Origin of the sequence: Psychroserpens luteus (assembly GCF_015319355.1) — a bacterium.
Taxonomy (GTDB): Bacteria; Bacteroidota; Bacteroidia; order Flavobacteriales; family Flavobacteriaceae; genus Psychroserpens; species Psychroserpens luteus.
The window spans coordinates 624,824-647,741 of the sequence record NZ_JADILU010000001.1; the positions used below are offsets into that span (position 1 = coordinate 624,824).

General features: G+C 32.1%; 19 protein-coding genes. 10 read left to right on the top strand and 9 right to left on the bottom strand.

Annotated features, from left to right (window positions below):
• Positions 1-56 precede the first annotated feature (56 nt).
• The 3 genes from IM744_RS02805 (at position 57) to IM744_RS02815 (ending at position 2,969) form a co-directional block, all read left to right on the top strand.
• Positions 57-335 carry an STAS domain-containing protein gene (locus IM744_RS02805; protein WP_194506564.1) on the top strand — a complete coding sequence of 93 codons (279 nt, stop codon included), beginning with the start codon at positions 57-59 and terminating at the stop codon, positions 333-335.
• A 25-nt stretch (positions 336-360) separates the two neighbouring features.
• Positions 361-1,614, top strand: a complete 1,254-nt coding sequence (locus tag IM744_RS02810; RefSeq protein ID WP_194506565.1) for an oligosaccharide flippase family protein — start codon at positions 361-363, stop codon at positions 1,612-1,614.
• Positions 1,615-1,736: 122 nt separating this feature from the next.
• A complete protein-coding gene (locus IM744_RS02815) occupies positions 1,737-2,969 on the top strand; it encodes a glycosyltransferase (RefSeq protein WP_194506566.1) in 1,233 nt (410 codons plus the stop codon).
• Here IM744_RS02815 and IM744_RS02820 read toward each other — a convergent pair.
• Genes IM744_RS02820 through IM744_RS02830 form a run of 3 tightly spaced genes read right to left on the bottom strand, consistent with a single transcriptional unit; the run spans position 2,950 to position 8,764 of the window.
• Entirely contained in the window at positions 2,950-4,464 is a 1,515-nt protein-coding gene (locus tag IM744_RS02820) for a cellulase family glycosylhydrolase (protein WP_194506567.1), read from the bottom strand. The genes IM744_RS02815 and IM744_RS02820 overlap by 20 nt on opposite strands.
• Positions 4,458-5,675 carry a hypothetical protein gene (locus tag IM744_RS02825; RefSeq protein WP_194506568.1) on the bottom strand — a complete coding sequence of 406 codons (1,218 nt, stop codon included), beginning with the start codon at positions 5,673-5,675 and terminating at the stop codon, positions 4,458-4,460. The genes IM744_RS02820 and IM744_RS02825 overlap by 7 nt, the downstream gene beginning before the upstream one ends.
• Positions 5,675-8,764, bottom strand: coding sequence for a hypothetical protein (locus tag IM744_RS02830; protein WP_194506569.1), 3,090 nt, complete (start codon positions 8,762-8,764; stop codon positions 5,675-5,677). Before IM744_RS02830 ends, IM744_RS02825 begins: the two co-directional genes overlap by 1 nt.
• Positions 8,765-8,943: 179 nt before the next feature.
• Between IM744_RS02830 and IM744_RS02835 the strand changes: the two genes are divergently transcribed.
• The 5 genes from IM744_RS02835 (at position 8,944) to IM744_RS02855 (ending at position 12,559) form a co-directional block, all read left to right on the top strand.
• Positions 8,944-10,125, top strand: a complete 1,182-nt coding sequence (locus IM744_RS02835) for a response regulator (protein WP_194506570.1) — start codon at positions 8,944-8,946, stop codon at positions 10,123-10,125.
• A gap of 14 nt (positions 10,126-10,139) precedes the next feature.
• Entirely contained in the window at positions 10,140-10,634 is a 495-nt protein-coding gene (locus tag IM744_RS02840) for a glycosyltransferase family protein (protein WP_194506571.1), read from the top strand.
• 12 nt (positions 10,635-10,646) lie between these two features.
• The gene (locus IM744_RS02845; protein ID WP_194506572.1) at positions 10,647-11,648 is read left to right on the top strand and encodes a type I phosphomannose isomerase catalytic subunit; all 1,002 of its coding nucleotides are present in this window, start codon (positions 10,647-10,649) and stop codon (positions 11,646-11,648) included.
• Between the two features lie 63 nt (positions 11,649-11,711).
• The gene (locus IM744_RS02850; protein ID WP_194506573.1) at positions 11,712-12,290 is read left to right on the top strand and encodes a PhnA domain-containing protein; all 579 of its coding nucleotides are present in this window, start codon (positions 11,712-11,714) and stop codon (positions 12,288-12,290) included.
• Positions 12,291-12,295: 5 nt separating this feature from the next.
• Positions 12,296-12,559 carry a DUF1272 domain-containing protein gene (locus IM744_RS02855; protein ID WP_194506574.1) on the top strand — a complete coding sequence of 88 codons (264 nt, stop codon included), beginning with the start codon at positions 12,296-12,298 and terminating at the stop codon, positions 12,557-12,559.
• Between the two features lie 15 nt (positions 12,560-12,574).
• Here the strand turns inward: IM744_RS02855 and IM744_RS02860 are convergent, their stop codons facing one another.
• Positions 12,575-13,894 carry a S28 family serine protease gene (locus tag IM744_RS02860; protein ID WP_194506575.1) on the bottom strand — a complete coding sequence of 440 codons (1,320 nt, stop codon included), beginning with the start codon at positions 13,892-13,894 and terminating at the stop codon, positions 12,575-12,577.
• A gap of 326 nt (positions 13,895-14,220) precedes the next feature.
• Between IM744_RS02860 and IM744_RS02865 the strand changes: the two genes are divergently transcribed.
• Positions 14,221-14,499 carry an STAS domain-containing protein gene (locus tag IM744_RS02865; RefSeq protein ID WP_194506576.1) on the top strand — a complete coding sequence of 93 codons (279 nt, stop codon included), beginning with the start codon at positions 14,221-14,223 and terminating at the stop codon, positions 14,497-14,499.
• Here IM744_RS02865 and IM744_RS02870 read toward each other — a convergent pair whose 3' ends face one another.
• The 4 genes from IM744_RS02870 to IM744_RS02885 all read right to left on the bottom strand — a co-directional run bounded on the left by IM744_RS02870 (position 14,500) and on the right by IM744_RS02885 (position 19,823).
• Entirely contained in the window at positions 14,500-14,982 is a 483-nt protein-coding gene (locus IM744_RS02870) for a YybH family protein (RefSeq protein WP_194506577.1), read from the bottom strand.
• Positions 14,983-15,109: 127 nt separating this feature from the next.
• On the bottom strand, positions 15,110-16,210 hold the full coding sequence (locus tag IM744_RS02875) for a DUF4407 domain-containing protein (RefSeq protein WP_194506578.1): 1,101 nt from the start codon (positions 16,208-16,210) through the stop codon (positions 15,110-15,112).
• Between the two features lie 129 nt (positions 16,211-16,339).
• A complete protein-coding gene (locus tag IM744_RS02880; RefSeq protein WP_194506579.1) occupies positions 16,340-19,369 on the bottom strand; it encodes a M56 family metallopeptidase in 3,030 nt (1,009 codons plus the stop codon).
• Between the two features lie 82 nt (positions 19,370-19,451).
• Complete coding sequence (locus IM744_RS02885) at positions 19,452-19,823, bottom strand: BlaI/MecI/CopY family transcriptional regulator (protein ID WP_194506580.1); 372 nt, start codon at positions 19,821-19,823, stop codon at positions 19,452-19,454.
• 125 nt (positions 19,824-19,948) lie between these two features.
• Between IM744_RS02885 and IM744_RS02890 the strand changes: the two genes are divergently transcribed.
• Positions 19,949-21,334, top strand: coding sequence for a M28 family peptidase (locus tag IM744_RS02890; protein WP_194506581.1), 1,386 nt, complete (start codon positions 19,949-19,951; stop codon positions 21,332-21,334).
• Between the two features lie 85 nt (positions 21,335-21,419).
• Here the strand turns inward: IM744_RS02890 and IM744_RS02895 are convergent, their stop codons facing one another.
• Entirely contained in the window at positions 21,420-22,808 is a 1,389-nt protein-coding gene (locus IM744_RS02895; protein WP_194506582.1) for a dipeptidase, read from the bottom strand.
• Between the last annotated feature and the right edge of the window lie 110 nt (positions 22,809-22,918).

A 22,918-nucleotide genomic window follows, 5' to 3' on the forward strand; every position in this document is an offset into this window, starting at 1 on the left:
AGTTGTTCAGATATTTGCGTCAGATTTAAATAAATAATCGGTTAAAAATAACAATTATGGCACTTAAAATTACACGTAACAAAAAGACATTTACAGTAGATGGGGAAATTAATGCATCTACTGTTAGTAACTTTAAAGTGTATTTTATAATTACACTTAGTTCTTTAAGTGATTTGACTATTGATATAAGTAAAGTCACTGAAATAGATGCTAATGGTATTGAAGCTTTAAAAACACTTTATAATAATGCAATATTATGGAATAAACCATTCTCTATTATTGGTTCAGGGTGTAAAGAGATTTATGAAGAATTAAGATTCAACGCAGTCGCATAATACATCAATTTAAAACATTAGAAAAATGCAAGCAATTACAGCAATTAGATCAAAAAAACTATCTCCAGAACAATTATTCATGCTCAGCGTATTAGCGGTTAATGGAGGAAATTATCTATACAATTTGGTCTTAGGTCGTCTTTTAGGACCTGAGCAATTTGCAGATGCTGCAGTGTTGATTACATTTTTATTGGTTCTGTCTTTTGTAGCTATGACGTTTCAATTGGTCACTGCAAAATTTTCTGTTGTTTTTGAGAACAGCACGTTTAATAACTTCATATCTAGAATTTATAAAAATGCTACGATTGTTGGTGTTATTTTAGGTGCTTTAGTAATTATAGGCTCAAGTCAATTGCAACAATTATTTCACACCTCAACATCTAGTATGTTTGTGATTTTTGGTTTTGGAGTACCTCTATATTTTTTAATGAGTGTAAATCGTGGAGTCTATCAAGGTAAAAAAGCATTCAAATCATTATCTATTACCTATCAAGCTGAAATGTTAAGTCGATTACTAATTACACTCGGGTTGATATTTTTGTTCGAGATCCAATCTTCTGTCGTGATCGCTATAGGGATTTTAATCTCTTTTGGTTTTGGTTTAATTCCGTTTAAATTCAGCACGCTTAAATTGAAAGCAACTCAACGTATTGCAAAAGTAGAGTCAAAGCAAGTGCGAAACTTTTTTGTAATCACCGCATTTTATGAGCTCACACAAATCATCATAAATAACAGTGATATTCTATTAGTAAAGCACTATTTCGAATCTTACGATGCAGGTTTATATGCTTCATTGGCTTTGATTGGTCGTATTGTATATTTCATTGCCTGGATGTTTGTGATGTTATTATTACCAACCGTAGTTCAACTTAAAAAAGAAGGTAAAGCGACTGCGCCAATCTTATTTAAATATGTTGGATATATTGCAGCAATTGCCTCTGTAATTGTTTTCGCTTGTGCCTTGTTTCCAGAAACAGCAATTACAATATTGTTTGGTGATAGTTATTTAGTAATGGCACCTTTACTTTGGAAATATGCCTTAGCAACAGGAGTATTCGCTATTTCAAACATATTTGCCTATTACTACTTGTCTTTGGATCGTTATGTGCCAGTAATTTTTTCTGGACTCTTTGGGATGCTTCAAATGGGATTAGTCATCTTTTTCCATGAAAGCTTAGAGCAAGTGGTTCACATGCAAATCGCAGCGATGTTTTTATTACTCATCTTTCAAGTGTCTTACTTTATATACGACTCAAAATCAAAAGCTGTTAAAAGCTAAATCGAAGGCTTTGTGCCATTCGTCTACAGCAAAAAGTATCCTATCTACAGTCGCCTATTTTACCCGAAATTATAGTGCAAATTTGTAATGTAATTAAGAATAACACATTAAAGTATTATAACATGAAACTAGCAATCGTAACAGCATATCCGCCAAGTAAAGTCACTTTAAACGAGTATGCATATCACTTAGTAAAACACTTCAGACAAAAAGAATCTATTACAGAAATAGTATTACTTACAGATAAAACTGAAGGAGCAAAAGATATCACGTTTACAGAAGATGGTTGTAAAATCACAGTAAAAGAATGTTGGGCATTTAATAGCTATGCAAACATTATAAATGTGACGAGAGCGATTAATAACACACAACCAGATGCAGTCTTATTTAACTTACAGTTCATGAAGTTTGGTGATAAGAAAATTGCTGCAGCTTTAGGATTGATGTTACCATTGGTATGTAAGCTTAAAAAGATTCCTAATATTGTTTTACTTCATAATATCTTAGAGGAAGTAGATTTAGGATCTGCAGGTTTCACATCTAGTAAACTAATGCAAAAGATCTATGGTTTTATAGGAACGAGCTTAACCAAATTAATACTTCAAGCAGATACCGTTGCAGTAACAATGCAAAAATATGTCAACATCTTAGAAGAAAAATATAATGCTACCAATGTAGAATTGATTCCGCATGGAACTTTTGAAATTACAGAAGAGCAGCCAGATTATACGATTCCAGAAGGTCCATTGCAAGTGATGACTTTTGGAAAGTTTGGAACCTACAAAAAAGTAGAGCAGATGATTGAAGCTGTTGAGATGGTTCGAGCTTCTACAGGATTAGATTTAGAAGTTGTCATTGCAGGAACAGATAATCCAAACGTACCTGGTTACTTAGCCAAAGTTCAGGAAGATTACAAGCATGTACCTCAAGTTCGTTTTACAGGTTATGTCGAAGAGTATGAAGTACCTACTTTATTTAAAGAAAGTGCAGTTGTGGTATTTCCATATACATCAACAACAGGAAGCTCGGGTGTTTTACATCAAGCAGGAAGTTATGGTAAAGCAGTTGTAATGCCAGACCTTGGAGATTTAGCCTTATTAGTTAAAGATGAAGGGTATTTAGGTGAATTCTTTGACCCAACTTCAATAGTAAGTTTAGCAACAGCAATTGAAAATATTGTCACTAATGAAGCTTATAGAACAGCTATAGGAAAAACAAATTATCAAGCAGCGACAGCGTATCCTATGTCAAAAATTACAGAAATGTATTTACATACTTTTTCAACTATAATTACTAATAAAATGCCTAAGAGTAAATCGATATTTGGTTTAAATACTACTGAGAAATATATTTAAACGATGCCTTTTTTGCCCCATTTTTATCAATAAAGCCAAATTGCTTTTGAGCATTTTTACGCCAAGGAAGTCTACCTACGACTTCCTTTGGTATTTTTGAAAAGTCATATAAAGTCCAAGACACGTATTGCAAATTGTTAGTTGCAATAATGGCTTGGGCTTTTTTGTGGTAATCGGCTTGATCGTCATCGCTACTACCAAACGGATTCCAAAAACCATCATAAGAGGATTCTCCAAATTCTCCCATGACTAGAGCTTTGTTTGGGATTTCAGTTTGTAGTGTTTTTATTGCAGCATCTAAATCATCTAACTCTTCATAATAGTGAAAGGAGATAAAATCAAGCTTGTCTTTTAATAAAGTAGCACTTTGTGTATTGGACCAACCAATAGTTACAGGATGTTGGTCATCAATAGATTTTACGAGATTTATCATTGTATTCAGCCATGCCATGACTGTTGTTTTTCCGCGAGATTCAAAATCTAGATTAGGCTCATTTTTGATGTCCCAACCCACAAGTGCGTTGTGATTTTTTAAAGAACTCACAATAGTTTCTGCATGACGCATATTTAACGTCCAATCTAATACGTCATAATTTCCGTAGAAATCAAAGAGCGTAACGATGACATCTAGTTGAGCAGTTTCTGCAGCATCTAAAGTTTGTTTTAATTTATCTAGTTTGGTGTTGTTGATGTTAGCTTTTCCGAAGTCTTCATATTGCACAAACACACGTACTGTGTTTAAGCCAGCGTCTTTTATGATTTTGAAATCTTTTGCAATGGTGTCTTTAGAAAATGAATCTCCAAACATATCCCAAGGTGTGGCTTGAGGATAGTAATTAATGCCTTGAATATTTAAGTTAGTCGTTGATATCGTTTTGTGTTCTACGTTATAATCTTCAGTCGCTGTTTTGACTAAATGTCTAATTCTCCAAAAGCCATCCTCAAGAAGCATAACAATCTTGTAAGTGGATATTTCCGTAGTTTCTAAAATCATGTTGACATCTTGAAACACACGTTTATATTCCACCACATCATTGTCTGTGAGGACTGCTAATTGTCCGTCTTCACTAAAAAATTCTAAAGTGGGATGATGCTCAAGTGTTGTAGATTCAATGGTGATATTTTCGTCGGTATTCAACGCAATCATATCATACAAATTTAGTCGCGCACTATCTGTATAATAATCTTTAATACCAGCAGTGGTATTGGTTTTGTAGGCAACATGCTTTACATACCAAGCATCTAAATAATCATGTTCTAGAGCGTTTAGATTGTTTTTATCTATTGGTCGACCTTCATTTGTTAAAGGAGTCCAAACAATTTTAGGAGTGTATTGTTCTGTTTTTTTAATTTCAGTATGAAGCATTGCACTGCGATCTGCTCCAGTATTTAAGTATCCAAATAATGCGCTTATACCAGAAACAATTAAGGCTATAATTACAAGATATGATGCAATTAAAATCGCACGAACGATATTTTTATTACGACTTACCATAGTTGAAGTGCATTAACTGTTTTTTCTAAACCAGCAGTTGTAATAACTATTTTATAAATGTCATTTTTAATACTATTTGGGTTTAAATTAAAATTCACAAACCCATCAATTGACGTTTTATGAAGGGTTTCTAAAAGAACGTCATCTTTGTATACAAGCAATTTAACTAGCAAACCATCAGGAATCATTTGTTTCATGAAACTCTGTAAAGGACCAACAGTAATTACTCTATTGTTTTTTGAGAAACTCATCTCAAAATCTTCAATCACTTTATTGTAATCTAAAGTGATCACATCACTCTCTGCCATACCATCTACATAGGCTTTAATTGACCATTGCGTTTCATAATCTGGATGAATCATCTTGGCAGTTGCCACACCATTGATTGTGGTGCCAGATGTTTTGAGACTGTTACTTTTCTCATTGGTAATGTAAAAAGAAACATAAGTCCCATCACTCACCACATTATTTTGTTTGTCTTTTATGATTGAGGTTTCAAAAGTGGTGACTTGGTTACCGTCTGCATAATTATGAGGTCGCAAAGCGGAAATTTTAAAATTTGTAGGTATCGCTGGAAAAACAGTAATTGTAAACTCTTTGGAGTTAGTGTTTTTACTTTCTGAAGAGATGAGCATGCGTCCACTTTTTTCTTCGGAATAGATATTTTTGTAAGCAATACTGTTTTTAGTTAGAATGGCATCTGACGTTTCATTGAGCAAGAACTGATGCTTTGCATCTACAGTTGTATTGTCTGGTAATGCATTATCTAAAGAGTCTGTTGGGATTACCACTAACATGGTATAATCTGTACCACCAGCTTCTATACTTGGCGGACCAATATAGGTTTCCATAGAAACGACTTCTTGTATTGGCACAATCTTAAATTGTCCAGATAATGATGTGGCATCGTTGAGGAGTTTCCAGTGTACTTGTCCTGTTTTTTTACTAATGTTCTTTGGGATGGAATATGAAAGTGTTGTACCTTCATTTGAAGGTGTCACTACTGTAGATCCATAACTGCTGGAGCAATATAATTTTGGACGTATACCTTCCGAAGTAGAAAATTTTAAAACAATCGTGCTACCAGCTTCGAACTCTGTTTGAGTCGTTAGCAGTTTAATATCCAAAGTTATTTCATTATCCTGTATGGTAGTGTAAGATGATAGAACTATCAAACCTAAAAGTAATATGTAAATATGTTTAAGTCGCATTAATTAGGGTTTCCGATATAAGCGTTCGTTTCAATTTTCATGTAACTAAAATCTGGATGATTGATCTTTTGTAATTCTAAATTGAGATGATTCTCGATTCTGTTTGGTACTATTTTATTTGAAATAGGCTCATTTGGTAGTCCGTTGACGTAGATGTTATTCATACTATCGTTTATGATTTTAACGACACTAGTGGTAATGAGGCTATATTTAAAATCTTGTTTGCGTTGTTGTCTTATCCCTTCTTTGATAAACACATGATCCACCCAAACTAAAGTTTTATTGTGATTATAGTAACTTATTAAAAGTTGAGGAACCGTTATTTCTTGTAAACCACTATTAAATAAACTTCCCTCTATTTTATCTTCATTAATAATAATATCATTTAAGACGATGTTTTTGTAAAGATCAGAGCCAGATACATTTCCTGCAGCTTGTAAATTAAATTTAACAGGTTGTTCTTCAAGTTCTATAGGTGTAAATTCATCTGGATTAAATGTTTTTGGAATAGAATCTTTGGTTTTAGACCAAGCAATACCTTCAAAATTAATTTTAAAAGCTGTTGTCTCTTTAGGCATCAATTTATGTTTGATGTGATATTTAGCATTGTAGGTAGCGAGTTCTTTATTGTCTTCATTATATAAGGTGCCTTTCAGAACAACATCTGCAGGAACATTGTCAATGTTTTGTATCTCACCAATAATAGCATAGTGCGTATCAAATTTCACAAGTTTAGCAGAGAGTACATCTAAAACAGGTTGTTTTAAAATATCTTCATGATGGGTTTGTTCTGTTGTTATTCGTCTACGTCCTTGATTAAAATAACCAGTTGTATTATTAGAGTAAAGTTGATCTGGTGGTAAATCTGAATCAATGTCTTTAGATTTTAAATACCATTTCCCCTTTTGTTTTGATAATGTTTTATAATCAATACGTTCAATTTTCTCAAGAGGTGTAATCCAATACGTTATCACTTTTGCAGTTGCAGAACTATCATTAAGAGTTGTAATGCTGGTCTCAATGGCATCTAATTTTGCATAGCTACTTAAAAGTCCATCCGTAACTGAGACTTCCAACATGTATTGTGCAATAGTTTTATCACTTTCCGGACTAATTAAATTGTAAGCAGTTTCAAATTTTTTGAAGTCTAAAGCGTCATAGTAAGCGATAATTGCATTTTCGGGACTGCGTTGTGAGTCATTTTTTATATAAAATTGATAGAAACCAAAACAAACTATTAAAGCCAATATAATAGACCAAATATGAGTTACTCTAAGTACATTATTTGAGAATTTAGTATACTCTATTTTATATTTTAAAAATACAGGTGCTTCTTTAATTTTTGTTTTTAAAGCATTAACCCAAAGCATTTGAATATTTAAAACAAAGGCTATTAAAACGGTTAACAGTGGTATAATACCCCAAAGTAATTTCTGCCACTTCGAAACATCATCTTTTGGTAAAATAGAAGATACTGGAGGTACGTTTAAACGCTCCCAAACCATGATGCCATTTTCTAACTGTCGCAATCGTTGCCAACCACAGAAATAAAGCATGGGATCATAGAACTTATCATTAGAAAATATATACTTAAGATTATATTTTTCTGGTGTTGTCAAAAATTGTTGTAGTGATCCAATACCTGCAACACCTTTAAATTTTGAATTTTCGAGACGCTCAATTGGTCTTGTTGTTAATTCAGGGAGTCGTCTTGCAGAGTGATAATTACCATCAACAGTTAAGGCATTGGTTTGTGCACTTAACCAAGCCATTTGATCTCCAAAACCTAAGGTTAAAAATCGCCATTTGTCGTGATCATCTTGGTTTAGAAAATTAACGATAGGCAGCATTTTAATTTGCTGAGGTTGCGATGGTCTAAAATATCCAAGGCTCATTGTGAAAATAGTCATGAATATAAATAGTCCAGCAAGGATACCACCAATAATTCTATGGTAAACAGCGCCAAACTTAGATTGAATCAATGTTTTTAAATCGCCTTGAATAAAACGATAAGCAAACTCGCCTAATAAAGGCAATGACATAATTGAAGCCCAAAGTGTAAAACGATCTAAGGTTAAAATATTAAACGCAGTTTCTCCTAAAACCAAAAGAGGAATTGACGTTGTGCCTCCAGTTCCTAAGATGGTTAAAATGGTTATAGATAAGCCAAAAAACAAATAGCGTTTGCTGTAATATCTGTAAAATATATACGGTAATAAGATGAGTAAAATTCCCCAAGGAATTAAAAAGAAAACTAATCCAGAGGATGTAATCTCTAAAAAGTTATCGCGTGATCCATGCGGAATTGGAACTTGAGTTATAGGATTGTTTTTTGAGTTAATCCAATACGGAAGGATACAACCAATAATAATGGTTAGTGATAATAGGCCAAAACTTATAATACGTTTAAAAAGTTTAAAAAAACTATTTAAAAATGCTTTAAAGTTTACTGCTTTTATTGATCCAGATTGCTCAGTAGCAGCATCCATAATAACCATACCTATCAAAGGAAAGATGAAAAAGATCATCCCGAAAATTGGTGTGACATGATGTGATGTTACGGTAACTGCAATGAGTGATAAGGAAGTTGCTAAATACCAGTATTTCCCTGTTTTTAGCCAAAGATATATTTCTGGTAAAGCATGCATTAAAACAGATATACCTATAATACTAGGTAGCTGGCCAAATACATGTAAGGTTTCTACAAAAGAAGACGAGAACACAGCAAGTAAAGCTGCGTAACCTGCTGCAGTTTTATTTCCAGTGATAAGCAGTGAAAACCGATAAACACCGGTTATAAATAAAACAATACTGATTAATGCTACAGAAAACATCCCAAATTTCAAACCTCCAATCATCGAGAATAACGCGATGCTTTGATGGACTAAAGGTGGGTAACTCATAACTGTAAAACCTGTATACCATTCATAATTCCATGGTTCAAACCAACTATGAGCATAATGGTCGGCAAAAAATAAATGTATTAATGCATCATAGGTAGATTCCAATGTGAAAAATATAGAGGTGCCATGAAAAGCTACTCCTAAAAGGAGTGCTGCAATTAAATATTTATTACTGGTTTCTTTCATTTATAGCGACTACAAATTTAATAATGTAAATATAGATAATAAATGTACTGCCTCATTTATCGTTTATCTAAGGCAATCTACCATTCATCTACAGTAAAGGTTGGACGAACTAAATAAAAAAAAATCAGGCGTCAATGAGAGTACTTTTGACCTATAAATAATACATAAAATCACACATTATGAAAGTTTTAGCAATAGATGATCAACAGTTAGTTTTACTTCCTTTACAAAAGAGATTAGTAGAATTAGGATACGAAGTAAAGATTGAAACAAACTCTTCTAAAGGTTTAGATTTATATGATTCTTTTAATCCAGATTTAGTGATTGTGGATATTAATATGCCTGGCATTTCTGGTTTAGATGTTGTTAAATATATTAGAAAAACTAAAAAATCTTTAATACCAATCATGGTATTGTCTGGTAATACTCAAGATGATATTATTACAGAAGGTTTTGATTTAGGGATTAATGATTACATGAAAAAACCATTAAGCTTAAATGAGATTAGCGCACGTGTAAAACGATTAATTGGTGCGCCAGAAGTATTAAATAAAGTTACTAAGAGCAATGTTATAATTCAAGAGCGTTGTGTTGGTGTTGTTATCCCATGTTATAATGAAGAAGAACGTTTGTTAAGTGATGAGTTTATTAACTATATCGATAAAAACTCTGGTTACCATTTATGTTTTGTAAATGATGGGAGTAAGGATAAAACACTAAAAGTTTTAAACGCGCTAAAAAAAGGAAGAGAAGATTTTATAACAGTTTATGATTGTGAGAAAAATGGAGGAAAAGCTGAAGCTGTACGTTTAGGAATGTTACACATGGCTAAAAAAGAAGATTTAGATTATATCGGTTTTTTAGATGCAGATTTATCTACAGATCTAGCAGATTTTGATGATTTAGTTAAGACCATAGAAACTTCAGAATTTAAAATTGTAAGTGGTTCTCGTATCTCAAGAATGGGAGCAAATATTACTAAAGAATCAGCAAGAAAAATAATTAGTCTAACAATCAATTTCATTATTAGAAAGATTTTAAAAATGGATTTTAAAGACACACAGTGTGGTGCTAAAATCTTCCATAAAGATGTAATAGAGATTGCTTTTGGTAAAAAGTTTGTGACACAATGGATTTTTGATGTAGAAATCTTTAAAAGAATGAGTATCCATTTTGGATTAAAAGAAGCTAAAGTAATGCTTTGCGAACAACCGTTAAAAAGATGGATTCATGCAGATGGTTCTAAATTATCAATGAAAGATTCAGTTAAAATTGTTGGACAATTAGGACAAATAGCTTGGGTTTATAGAGGTAAGAATAAAAATGTACCTCCTACTTCAACAGTTCTAAAAGTAGCTTAATAAATAGCAGTCAAATGAAAACAGGAATCATAATCATATTTCATAATTACGAGAAAGAGATCAATATTAATTTTTTTATTAGCTACTGTAAAAAGGTAAGAGACATTGAATTCTGTTTAGTTGATAATGATAGTAAAGATGATACCTATTTACTTTTAGAGGAAGTGAAAGAACAATGTGAAAATGTTTCAATTGTAAATATCAAAAAATTCAAGTCAGATGTTTCCGCAGTAAAATCAGGAGCGCGATATATGTATAATCATTTTAAATTGAATCATTTAGGTTATATACATGCGAATTTATTAAACAAACAATATCAAGGTTTTAATACTATTATTCAAACCATTAGTGTGCATCAAGAGGCAATTATCAAATATGACAAGAAGATTATAAAAAGTCATAGAAAAAGAAAAACCCTATTTCAAAAGTTGTTTTCTGTCGCAGAGTATTTAACAAAACTAGAGTTAGAGAAGCAAGTTGATAATTTCCATTATCAAAGTAAATTTTAAAAACATAAAAAGATGAAAGTATATCCGATAAAATTCAACTCTATATTAAAAGAAAAAATTTGGGGAGGTCATAAACTAGGTTCAGTATTGTCAAAGCAAACAACCAAAGATAATATTGGAGAAAGCTGGGAAATTTCTGATGTTAACGGTAATGTTTCAGAAGTTAGTAATGGTTTGTACAAAGGTTCAAATCTTAAAGATTTGATAATAAATCATGAATCTGAATTCTTAGGTGTTAATAATTTTGAACATTTTGGGTTTAATTTCCCATTACTTATTAAGTTTTTAGATGCTAAAACAGATTTGTCAGTTCAAGTGCATCCAGATAATGATATGGCTAAAGCGCATCATAATTCTTTTGGAAAAACTGAAATGTGGTATATCATGGATAGTGATGAAGATGCTAATATTGTGTTAGGATTAAAAGATGAAAACATTAATCCTGAAATTTTGAATTATATTACTTCAAAGAATGTTGAAACCGTTTTTAATAGAGAGACTGTGAAAAAAGGTGATAGTTTTTTTATTCCTGCAGGTAAAATTCATGCCATTGGTGCAGGAGTTTTAGCTGCCGAAATTCAACAAACTTCAGATATTACTTATCGTGTTTACGATTGGGATCGGACAGATGATCAAGGTCATAGACGAGAATTACACACCCAACTAGCAGAAAAGGCAACAAAACAATTTAATTCTAACGCAAAAGCAGAATATCAACTAGAGGCTAATGAGAGTGCTAATTTGGTTAATTGTGACTACTTCACAACGAACATTATACATGTGAATGACACCTTCGTGAAAAGTTATGAGCACCTAGATTCTTTTATCATTTTCATGTGTGTTGAAGGGACTGCGTCTATAACTTCAGGTGGTAATACAGAAACTTTAAAAATGGGAGAAACTATTTTGCTTCCTGCGGTAACTGAGGAGATAGTTTTTTCTTCAACTAGTGCTAAGCTCTTAGAAGTTTATGTTGTTGGAGATTTAAATAAGACTTTACTTAAAGTCTCATAAGTACTTTTTTACGGTGTTACAAACTCACAATTCATATATTTGCATATTAAAAATTTGAATTTTATGAGTATTGATAGAGAATTAAAGAAAAGAGCAGAAGATAAATGTGAATTGTGTGGTAGTGTTGATCACTTAGAAATCCATACAGTTGCACCTATAAAAGACGAGAGCTTAGATAAATCATTGCTTGCTTGTAAAACTTGTGTTAGTCAAATTGAAGACCCAGAAATTACAGATCCTAACCATTGGAGATGTTTAAATGATAGCATGTGGAGTGAACATCAACCCGTTCAAGTTATTGCTTGGAGAATGTTATCAAGGTTGAGAAAAGAAGGATGGCCTAAAGATTTATTAGACATGATGTACATGGAAGATGAAGTATTAGAGTTCGCTAAATCTACAGGAGAAGGTGAAGCAGATCCAGAAAAATTAATTCATAGAGATGTTAATGGTGTTATTTTGGAACATGGAGATAGTGTGGTTCTAATAAAAGATCTTAAAATAAAAGGATCAAGTCAAGTTGCAAAGCAAGGTACTGCAGTTAGAAATATTCGTTTAGATCACGAAAACGAAACCTATATTGAAGGTAAAGTAGGACCAACATTAACGGTTATTATAACAGAATACGTTAAAAAACTATAAGCATCTTGTTAGAGGTTAGACCTACTTGCGAGAACTGTAATAAATCATTGCCTCACGATTCTAAAGAGGCAATGATTTGTACTTTTGAGTGTACATTCTGTAAAGATTGTGTTACACTATTAAAAGAGGTGTGCCCAAATTGTGGTGGTAATTTTACAGAACGACCAATACGACCAAAACATCTCCTTGAAAAATATCCAGTTTCAAAAACCATTGTTTTTAAGCCTGTAGATCTAGAAAAACACTACAACAAGATCGAAAACAAATAATACAGTTATCTTCAATTAGTTTGCTATCCAGCCATCAATGATATCGTAAATGGACTGTTGCTTGTCTGATGAGAAACTGTTAATTCTAGTTCTGTGATCACCTTTCGGTTTTACGAACTTATACAACTCTCTGTTTTTTGCAGTGTCAGTTAACTCAACAGCAGTAGAGCTCCAAGCATCATATTCGCCATAAATAAACAGTATTTTTTCTGCGGAAATATCTAAATACGACTTAATCCCTTGCATAGCATTTAAGTCATAATCTTTAGTAACACCTTCTGGGAAAGCCCAATCAAATTTATAAATGGCCTCAGTATTTAAATAGTTTTTAAAAGGAGCAGTTTCATAACCATAAATTCCTTGTTGTGTTAATGCAGCCCAAAAATAAGGTTGAAGATCATCAACTGCTTTTTCTTCAAAGAAACCATAGCCAACGACATCAATAAGATGCTTATATATCTTTTCTACGGAAACATCTTGTGAAGGAATATTGCTAATAGGAATTCCCCATTGCCAAAAAGCAAATGAATATTCAAGAATAGTATAGTCTATAGCTTTTTCAACACCAAACTCCCAAGTCATGTTCTGCTTTGTGCCTTCATCTTTCATCATTTGTAATAATGAAGCTCTATTTTCAAAACATAATTTCTGAAACGCTTCAATTTTATCTCTATCTGCTTTTGTAGCCACAGTTTTTAAAAATTGATAAACTCTAGGATCTTCTCGTTGGTAATTTAATGGTCCAACATAGCAAACACTTGCATCTACGTTATTAGGAAAAAACCGACGATGAGCCATTGTTGTTTGGCATCCTTTTGAAATCCCAGTGGTTATAAATTTAGCATCTGGATATATAGCATCTCTAATAGCGTTGATGATAGTAGTTTGATCTTTAGCTGCATTTTCAATGGTTAAGGTATTCCAGTCAATTTGCTTAGGACGAGAATTATTAAAATAACGATGTTCGATACTTAATTGATTGACTTTATAATGCGCTGCTAATTCTCCTGCACGCTCAGATCCAATTCCGTAACCTTTTAATTCTACAATTACAGGTAAGTTTTGATTTTCAAAGCCTAAGAATACACGCTGTCTAAATGTGCCTTTTGAAGCATCTTTATAATCAACAGGTTGCTCAAACCAAATTTCATAATTCTCATCAAAATGACTTGTTGGTTCTGTTTTTTGAATACTAACAACATTTTTTATAGAGGCTAGCTTTTCAAAATTAGAAATTTCTTTTACAACAATTGGAGCTACAACATGTTGTGTGGTTTTACAACTTACAATAGATAAAGCGAAAAGTAAAGCGTAAAAAAGATGAGTTGATTTCATAATGGTTTTCCTTTTTAGGGTAAAAATATATTAAAAGTAAAAATAACTAATGTCAAATGATAATACTGTTATTTATAAGAAAACAGTGTGAATAGATGTGGACAAGCAATGCAAACTGTTATAAACGTGTATTTTATCGGTTAAAAAAGTCTATTGGTAATCTAAAACTAACCTATTATACATTTAATCGAATAAGTAATAGTAACGCTCAAATATTTATGATATTTACAATGTTAGTTATTATAAATAGTTAATAATTGGCACGAATAATGATATTGATTGATAGCAATTAAGAGTTATTCAATTTTAACCTAAATCAAATTATTATGAACCTAGAAATCACATTCGCAAACAACTTTTTTAATGTAAAAGGAAATTTAGATCGCAACAACATTCATGTGTTTAAAAAACATTTTAAAAATGTATTTGATAACACAAACGGAATCACAGTTAGTATAGAGAATCTATCTAGTATTGATCGATATGGTGTTAGTGCCATTGCTCAATTACATAATGAAGCACTAGTTAAAAACAAACGTTTATCTATTATTGGACTTGGTCAAAATAGTTTATACAACCATTTCAAAACTGAAGAAGCAGCTTAGTTAACAGGACATATCTGCAACGATTTTCCATTGTCCATTTATTTTTTTGAAGATAATCATAAACACACCATTGGCATTGCCAACTGGTCGTGTTAAATGATATTCTCCCATAACCCAATAATTATTGTTTTCAATTTTAGAAATATCATTGATTACAAAACGGAGTGTACCACTTTCTGCTTTTGATGGATATCCTTTTTTGTAATTAGCTAACGTGTTATTCCAGCCCTTGGTAAGTCCGTTGCTACCATAAAACTTGAGGTTGTCGTCTTGCCAATAGCCATCCATGAATCCTTCTAGATCGTGATTATTCCATGCTATTTCTTGAGCAGACATAAGCTCTTTAATACCTGTAATATCCTTTTCAAGATTTTTAATGTTTTCTTCGGTCCCGATAGCTATCGGGATTGAAAGTTCAACCTCTTTGATTTCTGTTTGACAAGACAATACTATTGAAATCAAGAAAATAAATGTGTATTTCATAAAAACTGTATTTAAAGATTAAATATAGTTTAAACAAAATTAATACCTACAAGGTTTTAAAACCTTGCAGAAAATAGCAATTAAAAAGTTTTAGGCTATTATTAACTGGTAGCTGAGCTTGTCGAAGCTAGAGTGCATTTTTTTGATGTTTAAAAAAGGCATCTGCTTGTAGTTCCATGAGTTCTCGCGCTTTCTTTCGTTTATAGTTGTAGATTTCATTCTCTTCAGCAATGTCATTGTAAATTTTATTGTTGAGAGCTTGATCTGTTTTTAATAAAACTTCACGCTGACTTACCTTTTGTTCAACCCAAGTTTTTACAGCGGTTTCTGCATCTTCTAGCTTGTAATCGTATTCACCTTTTGGAGACATTAATTTTGCTAAAATAGGAGAGGTCTCAATTGCTAAAAACAACAACAAAATAAATAATGATGGTAAAAAAGGTAATTCGCCCAACGCATTAACGCGAGCCATCAAACCATCAAAACCGTCAATAATAGGTTGCGTCGTTGCTACTTGAGCATCATAATTAGAATTGAGTTGAGTGATTTGATTTTCAGTCGCTGTGATTTTGGCTTTATTATCTGCTTTTAGTTGTTGTAATTCTGCCAAAGCAGCATCATGTTTGTCTCGCTTTTCTTTGTAAACTGGTCCTTTTCCTAGAAGGTTTGTTCCAGCAGTACCTTCAGCTTCCGAAATATACACGTCGTAAAGTGCATTGACTTCTGCCTCTTTTGTGGCTATTTGTGATTGAAGATTTAAAATTTCCGAAGACAATGCATCAACATTTGGTGTAAATTGAGCAGCAATTTGGTCTTGATTAGCGAGCGTTAAATCATTTTTTTGCTCTAAAAGGACTTGATTAATTTCCTTTTCAAATATTTTAAGTTCCAGAGGTTTTGAAATTACAATTGCAATAATAACAGCAAGAATTAATCTTGGTGAGGCTTGGATAATTTCGTCTATAATATTATTTCGTTTTTTAATTGTTGATACTATAAACCGATCTAAATTAAAAATTAATAAACCCCAAACAAAACCAAAGCCTATAGCAGCAAAAGCATTGTCAAAAACAGTATACAATGCATAGCTACAAGCAATAAAAGCCATTAAAGCTGTGAAAAATACAGTAGCTCCAATACCTGCAAATTTGTTTTGTTCGCCTATGGCGCAATTGTCCAGAATATCTGTATCTGCTCCAGAGCAGATGATGAAGAATTTTTTTAACATGATTAGTGTTGATTTTTGATTGATTGTCTATTAGAACGCAAAAGCACCTTGTTTGTTACATTATTTAACAAAAAAACCTCTCAAGAGTTTAAACTTGAGAGGTCTAATTATATAATTATTGTAAAATGGTTAATTTTTTTTGCCCATGACGCCAACAAGTTTATCTGTTATTGTAATAATTACTGGAGGATGCGTATAACCATCATTGTCTTTAATATCATAAAGTTGAACTTGAGTTCCTTCTTTAGCTTTTTTGACTAAGTTTTTTACTGTTTTATTTAGTTCATTTCCTTTTACACTTTGAGTAGGTTTGCCTTGAAATTTAATTTTAAAACTAATCACATGAGCCTCCTTTAACGTTAGTGCTAATTTTTGCATCTTTTTTGAAGACAATATATATTGATTATCTTTTGATGTTTTGCCATTAACTATAACAGGTGTTTTGCTTTTGCCTCTATTTAAATTTATAGGTGCTTTTGAAATAAATACTTGTGGTTGTTTACTATCTGTTTTAGTAGCTTGGAGGTTAAGTTCTTTATTGTTTTTTATAAGTTGGATGGCCTCATCAGAAGTTATTTTTTTATTCTCAAAAAAGAATATGGCGTTCTTTTTAGCCAAATCAATCACAAAATCTAAAGATGATTTTGGAGCAGGAGGAGGTGGGATATCAACAATGTCTTTATGAGTTTTAGGTTTGTTATCGAAAAACTCTGCAACAATTTTTCCGTTACTATATACTTTGGTAATGTATTGTCCAGGAACAATGTTGGAGGCATTAATCTGGTTCTTACTAATTTTTGATCCAGATTTACTGACTTCAAAACCTTGTCTATTATAATATTTTGTATGGTTGTTTATACTTACAAAATAATGTGCTTCATTATTGATTTTTAAGAAACCAGTTTTTACTTCATTACCCTTTTGTTGGCTTGGGTCATACTCTTGATCATCAACAATCACGTTGTAAGTCACACCACTATCAGATTTAATTTGGTGTACTTTTCGTTTATATTTTTCCTCAAACTCATCAATTGTTGCCTGCATTTTTACACGTTGCTCTGGAGTAGCGTTTTGTGGAATTGCTGGAGGAATTGGGTAATAGTCACTACCGTTTGGTCCATTGCCTTTTTTTGTTGGAGCAACAGGAGGTGGTGGAGGTGGAGGAAGCGTATCGTATATGTTTTTTAAATTATATTTCTCAATCAAAAGATGAAGTTCCTTTATAATATCTTCCGGAGCATTTTCATCATACTTAAAAACAATCTCTTTTGATTTGCTTTTATCGTTTGCGATAGCTCTAAAATAGGTTTCAATAGATGACAAAGTACTCAGCTCATCATCAACTAAAAATTGACCTCTATTATTTAGTAAAATCCACATGTGCTGATATTTATGTGTGTGTTTTGAAGAAGGTGGAGCAGGAGGTGGAGGTGGAGGTGGAAAATTAGGAAACGGTTGAGCATTTTCTTTCTGAGAATCACTCATTATACTATAAAGATATTCTAAGCGCTCTAAGTCTTTACGCTTAATAATTTGCTTACCTTTTGGTTGCTCATTGTACTTTTTCGCGAGTTGATTGTATTCTGCCAATTCTTTAGATGTGGCTCTTTCTTGAGTATTACTTTTTTTAATTGTAATAATTGCATTACTACTTAAAGGTTGCACACCATTCTTGTATTTCTCTTCGTAATAATCATTAGAATATAAACTTACTTGGTAATAATGTTTACCATAATTAACAGCGTTTTTTTCTAATTTACTTTCATAAAATAAACTAAAAATCGATGGTGGATATGTGTCTAGCAAACTGTTATTAATGCGTTTTCCATCAAACCAAACTCCATATTGTTTAGAATTTTTCCAACGGTTTAAATCAGATTGTTGAGGAGACCTTTTATTTGGAACGGTTGCCTGTGGCATCAACAATTCTTTTTCTTCGGAAGTTAATTCAGCATAACTTTTTGTAGCATTAAGATTTCCGTTGCTATCAAGGATTCTAAAAGAAGCATTTTTATAATATTCATCTTTTTCTATTTGCTGAGTTTCCTCTACAAAATCTGCAACTTGAGAGGTGCAAATATTTATTTTTTTGATTCCAATAGCTCTCAAATCTTTAAAAATGTTGTCTTTTAACTCTAAAGATGCATCCGGATATATTTTTATAGAAACTTTTAATTTAGAATTCTCTTTAAATAATTCTTCAATTTCACCAAAAGTGATGACTTCGTCTTCAAAAAGGAGTTCTTCATTTTCGTTGAGATATAACTCAATGATATCTGGACTAGTAATTTCTTTTACAACTTGATCTCGTTCTGTAAAACTGTAAAACAAAATTGCAATTAAGGGCAAAAGCAATATGCTTTTAAGCCAAATGGATTTTTTTGATGAGTGTGTTTTCATGACTGTAAATCGTTTTTTGATTGATGAATAATTAATGGCATTTGCCAATTCTTGATGTTCGGCTTTTGATGAGAAAGCCAGTAAAATGGTTTGGTATGTGGATGGTTCAATTCCGTTTTGTAAAACAGCTTGATCTGCTAGGTACTCGTGATTTAGTTTTACATCACGTTTTAGTAGATAAATTAATGGATTAAACCAGAATATAATTTGTAGCAATTCTAAAATAAGTACATCAATACTATGCTTTTGCTTGGCATGAGTTTGTTCATGCAAGAGTACTTCTTTTGGAATTTCACCTAGCTCAAACTTATATTTATTAAAGAAAATGTAATTAAAAAATGTATGTGGAATTTTTAAATTAGTAACTAAGACATTTATAAAACCTTCCGATTTTAATTTTGGATTGCTCTTAATTCTAGAAATAATATTATTCAAGTTGAAGCAAAACTTTAACAGAAAAACGATAACTCCTAACCCGTAAAGCGACCATAAAATGATTGGTGTATAATCTACTTCAATAACTTCAGGAATAGTTTCAGTCATATCAAAATCTGATATCACAAAAGATGAAAATTCTTCAACGATAACAGGTTCTATATATTCAATAATCGTTAATGATGGTATTAATAGAGCCAAAACCAAAGCACCTAATAAGTAAAACCGCTTAAACTTGTGTACACTAGATTTTTCTAATAACAGCTTGTAGAACACCATAAATATAGCAAGACAAGCACTAAATTTTAAAAGGTAGATAATCATAACTATTTAATTCGATGGTTATTATTGTTTTTTATTGTCTCATTGAACCTTGTTGATTCTTACAGTTATTCATAGTAATAATCTACTTCGGTTTGTTTTTAATTTCTTTATCTATTATAGCTTTTAAGTCTTCTAATTCCTCTTTTGTGAGATCTGTTTCTTTCGTAAAAAATGAAGCAAATTGTGAGGCACTATCATTAAAAAATGTTTTAATTAAAGTATTAACGTGTTTAGAGAAATAGTCTTTTTTCTTGACCAAAGGGTAATATTCACGCGATTTTCCGTAGAGCTTATAAGCAACAAAACCTTTATCTATCATACGCTTTAAAAGCGTGGCAACAGTTGTAGTTGCTGGCTTTGGTTCTGGATAGGCTAATAGCAAATCTTTCATAAAAGCTTTTTCTTGCTTCCAGAGATATTGCATGAGTTGTTCTTCGGTTTTAGATAATTGCATTGCTCTACATGTTTAGAATTCACTCTACAAATGTAGAGTAAAAAATCTAATTATCAAAATAGTATTTATATGATATACTTCAAATACACTATATTTGAAGTATTAAAAAAGAAAAATTGCCCACAATGAAAGCGTTACACACTACAATACTGTGCATTCTACTATGTACATTTTCTTCATTTTCTCAGAACATTCAAGACATTATCAATCAAGTTGATATCAATAATTTATCATTGACACTCAACGAGTTTTCAGGAGAACAAACCACTACGGTAGATGGTAATACAGTTACCATTTTAAATCGACAACAAGCCAATAATGAGTTGGCTGGAGATTATCTCGTAGAACGATTAGAAGCACTAGGTAATATAGTTATTACAGAACAACCATTTAACACAAATGGTAGAAACATTATTGCTACACAATTTGGTAAAACAAACCCTAATGATATTTATATTGTATGTGCGCATTATGATACTGTTGCAGATTATTGCGCAGATGATAACGCATCTGGAACTGCTGCAGTTTTAGAAATTGCCAGAATACTTTCAACCCAATGTTTAGATAATACCATTGTATATGCACTTTGGGATGAGGAGGAAATTGGTCTACGTGGATCTCAATTTTATGCAAACCAAGCAGCTAGTAATGGAGATAATATTTTAGGTGTTTTAAATATGGATATGATTGGCTATGATAGCGATGCAGTTGGGCAACCTGGAGATAATGAATTTGATATTGATTATAGAGATATTGCAGGTTCTGCAGCAATGAAAGATGATATTATAGCAGTTTTAAACGCTTATACTTTTGATTTAAGTGTGATTGAGGTTAATCCAGGAACTACTGGTAGTGACCATGCGAGTTTTTGGTTTGCAAATGGAGGAGCAAATCCGTTTCCTGCTGTTTTGGTAGGAGAGTCCTGGGAAACCAATGATGAAACACCATTTTATCATAGTTCTGGAGATCGCGTATCTACTTTAGATATGCAATACCTTAATGAAATGGTTAAATTAGTTACAGGTTATATGGTGACTAAAGGAAGTTTAGTTGCTGTAGATAATACCATAACACAAACGATGACGATGCTAACTTCTAATCAAAATTCTGCTAGTTATCAATGGTTTAATTCTGATTTAGATACTGCTATTTCTGGAGAAACAAATCAGTCGTTTACTCCTACTGCTAATGGTTATTATGAGGTAGAAATAACCTCTGGAACTTGCGTTGAACGCAGTGAATCGATATTGTTTAATACCTTAGGTCTTGATTCTTTTTCTACGGAAGAATTAAAAATTTACCCAATACCAGCTCGAAATTATTTGACTATAGAATTATCTTCGGAAATATCAACTCATTTAAATTTGTTTGATGTTTCAGGAAAATTAGTTCTAGAACAAACAATTACTGAAAGCACAGAATTAGATATAAAAGATTTACCTCAAGGTATTTATTTCTTGAAAGTAAATACAGATGAAAAATCTGGAACTTATAAGATTGTTAAGGAATAAGACAGTTTTTAAGTCATCCAATTTCTGAAGAAAAAATAAAAGCCACCAAATTATATGTTTAATTGGTGGCTTTTTTATGTTGAGATTATTTACTCAACTCTGTAAAATATTTATAAAATAAAGGAATAGTCTCGATGCCTTTAAAGTAATTCCAAACTCCAAAATGTTCGTTGGGAGAGTGTATAGCATCACTATCTAACCCAAATCCCATTAATATCGTTTTACTTTTTAATTCTTGCTCAAAAAGCGATACAATAGGAATACTTCCTCCACTTCGTTGTGGTATTGGATTTTTCCCAAATGTATCGTGATATGCTTTTGAAGCAGCTTTATAACCGATACTGTCAATTGGTGTGACGTAACCTTGCCCGCCATGATGAGGTGTGACTTTAACTTTTACGCCAGCAGGAGCAATGTTTTCAAAATACTTTTTAAACAAGTCAGTAATTTCTTCCCATTCTTGATTTGGTACTAAACGCATAGATATTTTAGCGAATGCCTTACTAGCGATGACTGTTTTTGCACCTTCACCAATGTATCCACCCCAAATTCCGTTGACATCTAAAGTTGGTCTAATGGAATTACGCTCATTAGTGGTATATCCTTTTTCGCCATAAACAGCATCTATTCCTATAGACTTCTTATAATCTTCTAATGAAAATGGTGCTTTAGCCATTTCTGCTCTTTCAGCGTCAGAAAGGTCTTCAACCTTATCATAAAATCCTGGAATTGTGATACGATTGTTCTCGTCATGTAAAGATGCAATCATTTTGGTTAGTATATTTATAGGGTTGGCTACAGCTCCACCATATAAACCAGAATGAAGATCACGATTTGGTCCAGTAACTTCAACTTCTACATAACTCAAACCACGAAGACCTGTTGTAATTGATGGCACATCTTGAGCAATCATTCCAGTATCTGATATTAAAATGACATCATTCTTTAATTTCTCTTGATTAGCTTTTACAAATTTTGAAAGATTAACACTACCAACTTCCTCTTCACCTTCAATCATAAACTTGACATTACAAGGTAATTGATTGGTTTTAGTCATCAACTCCATCGCTTTGACATGCATATACATTTGACCTTTATCGTCACAAGCACCACGAGCAAAAATGGCACCTTCTGGATGAATCTCTGTTTTTTTAATTACAGGTTCATAAGGTGGCGAATCCCATAACTCAACAGGATCTGCAGGTTGTACATCATAATGACCATAAACTAATATGGTAGGTAAGCTTTTATCGAATATTTTTTCGCCATAAACGATAGGGAAACCTTCCGTTTCACAAATCTCAACATGATCACAACCTGCTTTTAAAAGGCTGTCTTTAATAACGTCTGCAGTTTGAAATACATTATCCTTGTATGCAGGATCTGCACTTACAGATGGGATTTTGAGAAGGTCAATTAATTCGGTTAGAAATCGATCTTTATGTTCTTTAATATAGGATTGAATATGTTGCATATTTGAATGTTTTTTTGATTCTTTCAAAAGTACAAAATCAAAGAGTATATTTTTATTAAATAAAGTTAATTGAATATAGAAAGTATTTTTTATATTTGCATCCCGTTTTG

Coding starts and splice junctions, on each gene's coding strand:
- IM744_RS02805 (WP_194506564.1), top strand. CDS start 57: ATGGCACTTAAAATTACACGTAACAAAAAGACATTTACAGTAGATGGG.
- IM744_RS02810 (WP_194506565.1), top strand. CDS start 361: ATGCAAGCAATTACAGCAATTAGATCAAAAAAACTATCTCCAGAACAA.
- IM744_RS02815 (WP_194506566.1), top strand. CDS start 1,737: ATGAAACTAGCAATCGTAACAGCATATCCGCCAAGTAAAGTCACTTTA.
- IM744_RS02820 (WP_194506567.1), bottom strand. CDS start 4,464: ATGGTAAGTCGTAATAAAAATATCGTTCGTGCGATTTTAATTGCATCA.
- IM744_RS02825 (WP_194506568.1), bottom strand. CDS start 5,675: ATGCGACTTAAACATATTTACATATTACTTTTAGGTTTGATAGTTCTA.
- IM744_RS02830 (WP_194506569.1), bottom strand. CDS start 8,764: ATGAAAGAAACCAGTAATAAATATTTAATTGCAGCACTCCTTTTAGGA.
- IM744_RS02835 (WP_194506570.1), top strand. CDS start 8,944: ATGAAAGTTTTAGCAATAGATGATCAACAGTTAGTTTTACTTCCTTTA.
- IM744_RS02840 (WP_194506571.1), top strand. CDS start 10,140: ATGAAAACAGGAATCATAATCATATTTCATAATTACGAGAAAGAGATC.
- IM744_RS02845 (WP_194506572.1), top strand. CDS start 10,647: ATGAAAGTATATCCGATAAAATTCAACTCTATATTAAAAGAAAAAATT.
- IM744_RS02850 (WP_194506573.1), top strand. CDS start 11,712: ATGAGTATTGATAGAGAATTAAAGAAAAGAGCAGAAGATAAATGTGAA.
- IM744_RS02860 (WP_194506575.1), bottom strand. CDS start 13,894: ATGAAATCAACTCATCTTTTTTACGCTTTACTTTTCGCTTTATCTATT.
- IM744_RS02865 (WP_194506576.1), top strand. CDS start 14,221: ATGAACCTAGAAATCACATTCGCAAACAACTTTTTTAATGTAAAAGGA.
- IM744_RS02870 (WP_194506577.1), bottom strand. CDS start 14,982: ATGAAATACACATTTATTTTCTTGATTTCAATAGTATTGTCTTGTCAA.
- IM744_RS02875 (WP_194506578.1), bottom strand. CDS start 16,210: ATGTTAAAAAAATTCTTCATCATCTGCTCTGGAGCAGATACAGATATT.
- IM744_RS02880 (WP_194506579.1), bottom strand. CDS start 19,369: ATGATTATCTACCTTTTAAAATTTAGTGCTTGTCTTGCTATATTTATG.
- IM744_RS02885 (WP_194506580.1), bottom strand. CDS start 19,823: ATGCAATTATCTAAAACCGAAGAACAACTCATGCAATATCTCTGGAAG.
- IM744_RS02890 (WP_194506581.1), top strand. CDS start 19,949: ATGAAAGCGTTACACACTACAATACTGTGCATTCTACTATGTACATTT.
- IM744_RS02895 (WP_194506582.1), bottom strand. CDS start 22,808: ATGCAACATATTCAATCCTATATTAAAGAACATAAAGATCGATTTCTA.